Source organism: Endozoicomonas sp. ALB115 (genome assembly GCF_049310245.1).
In the GTDB taxonomy this organism is placed as follows: Bacteria; Pseudomonadota; Gammaproteobacteria; order Pseudomonadales; family Endozoicomonadaceae; genus Endozoicomonas.
This window is the reverse complement of the sequence record NZ_JBLYZG010000169.1, coordinates 1-1913: the sequence shown is the minus strand read 5'-3', so window position 1 is coordinate 1913 and position 1913 is coordinate 1. Positions and strand designations below refer to the sequence as shown.

Annotated in this window: 2 protein-coding genes; both read left to right on the top strand. The window is 43.5% G+C overall.

The genetic code is table 11. The features are described from left to right. Positions 1-329 precede the first annotated feature (329 nt). Positions 330-500, top strand: a complete 171-nt coding sequence (locus ACO6VE_RS24380; protein WP_422464086.1) for a hypothetical protein — start codon at positions 330-332, stop codon at positions 498-500. Between the two features lie 35 nt (positions 501-535). Beyond that, on the top strand, positions 536-1672 hold the full coding sequence (locus ACO6VE_RS24375) for a hypothetical protein (protein ID WP_422464084.1): 1137 nt from the start codon (positions 536-538) through the stop codon (positions 1670-1672). The last annotated feature ends 241 nt before the right edge of the window (positions 1673-1913 follow it).

Here is a 1913-nt window from a genome sequence, read left to right as displayed (position 1 = left end):
CGAGATGGGTGTTTTTCTGTTTCCAGGGAATAAATGTCTTAACGGTCAATAATCAGGAGGAACATGTGGTCGGTTTGAAGGAAAGACAATGGACGATCATTCAAATTTTGGGCATTTTTTACGAGTCGTTATATTCCTGATAGGGGTGGTGAAAGGCAGTCACACTCCTTTATCGTTTCATTACCACAGGATAAGGAAAACCTGAAAGCCTATTGAGCCTGCCCTGCCTGAAACGTGACTCCCCCCACCTGCCCGTACAGGAACGTCTAACCTGTCTGAATTTACTTGGGAACATTGCGTTCATGTGTCGTGATGCAGGCCCTACGGATGTGCAAGCCGTGGCAGCCTTGCTGACGCTGCCCTGCCTGAAAGAACGTTGGGCGGGCAACGACGAGACGGTTAAGAACAATCTTGTCGACCTTTATCGACTCTTTAAAATGAACTTATTCCTTTTTTTCTGGTCTGGTGTGATGCTCTGGATGATTCTTCCAGGAACCTGAAGATTGACGTCAATCACACTACAGGGTAAACAGATATGGTTCCCACATCGATTTCTGGCGTGCAAAATGCATTTGCGAAACTTGATGATCAGCTAGATTTGCCCAAGAATCAGGCTACTAAGGCTGAGTTAGTGGCAATTGCCAGAAAAAATCTTAAAGCCCTTGAAAAGGCTAATGAGATGCAAGCATCATCGTCAGATGCACCATCCACTTTAGAGTCTTCCAACCCCGATGGGCCGGTAACTCCCATTCAGCATTGGTTCTGGGATTTGACTGTCGAGCATCATAAAACCAGCTCCATGGCCAAAATTTCCCAGGCTATCCAGGAAGGCAAAGAAATTCTGGAGCAAAATCCAGCCCTGTCCATCAATGATTGTCTGTGGTGGCCAGAATGGAAATATGTAACGGGTTTAATGTCTGTCATAGCAAACGGTGGCGGTGAGGTTGCCATTGATTTAATCACTGAAATGGGTGCTGATCCTTTTATTGAGGACTGTAACCGGAAAAATTTGCTGCACCTGTTGATTGCCAAAGGACATAAAAAAGCTTCAACACGTGGACATCAAAAACAATACCCAGTGTTCACAAAAATAATACAATCAGAAAGTTTACCGGTCAGCAGGCATATAAACTCACAGGATAAATACGGTCTGACACCATTGCATTATGCTTGCGCCAGGCGAGATCAGGCCTATATCCAACCCCTTATAGAGAGGGGAAGCGACCCTGCCATCAAAGATATCAATGACAATAATTGTCTGGACGTATTACTGATGAGCGAGCAGAGTAGACTCAATCTTATTTCCCTGGCAGTAGCCATTGAAGCTCAGTCGTTAAGCCATAGCAAGGTCTTGGCTGACTATAGATTGGACGGAAGTCAAAACTACTTTTTTCGGGATAAACCTATAGCTGATGTATTTGAGTCCCCCGCTACGTTGTTTAATCACTTAACCTTCAATTTAAAGGCGTTTATCAGTTGTCTGGAGCAACCATCTGATGACTGCATGAGCTATCTGGTCGATTTGCTGCTCTCTGCCATGGCCACTCCCGAGGCTGTTACAGAGGGAAGAGGCAATAAGGGTGTTGCTGAGACAGCAAAAAAACATGGAGTCCTTACTGGTATCACAGCTGAAGGTGATGGCAAAAAACTAGTAGTTATAGACGACTTTTGATCTTTATCCTGAGTTAATGATCAGTAACTTTTACAACAGCCTCTAATATCTCTGCCGATTTGAGCTAAGGCTGTTAAGTAGTTAACCTCTCTTGATATAACGAGATTTATGCAACTCACTCACCCAAATAAAACAATTTTTTCTTTTTATTTTTTGGCTCTTCAGGGATAACTGTGGGTAGAAATCAACAAATTTGAAAAAAAAAGCACCAGCGGCTGATTTCAGGTATGTTTTTATTTGC

What these genes read in the sequence shown, in the direction of transcription:
- ACO6VE_RS24375 (WP_422464084.1), top strand. Translation starts at nt 536, where the DNA reads ATGGTTCCCACATCGATTTCTGGCGTGCAAAATGCATTTGCGAAACTT.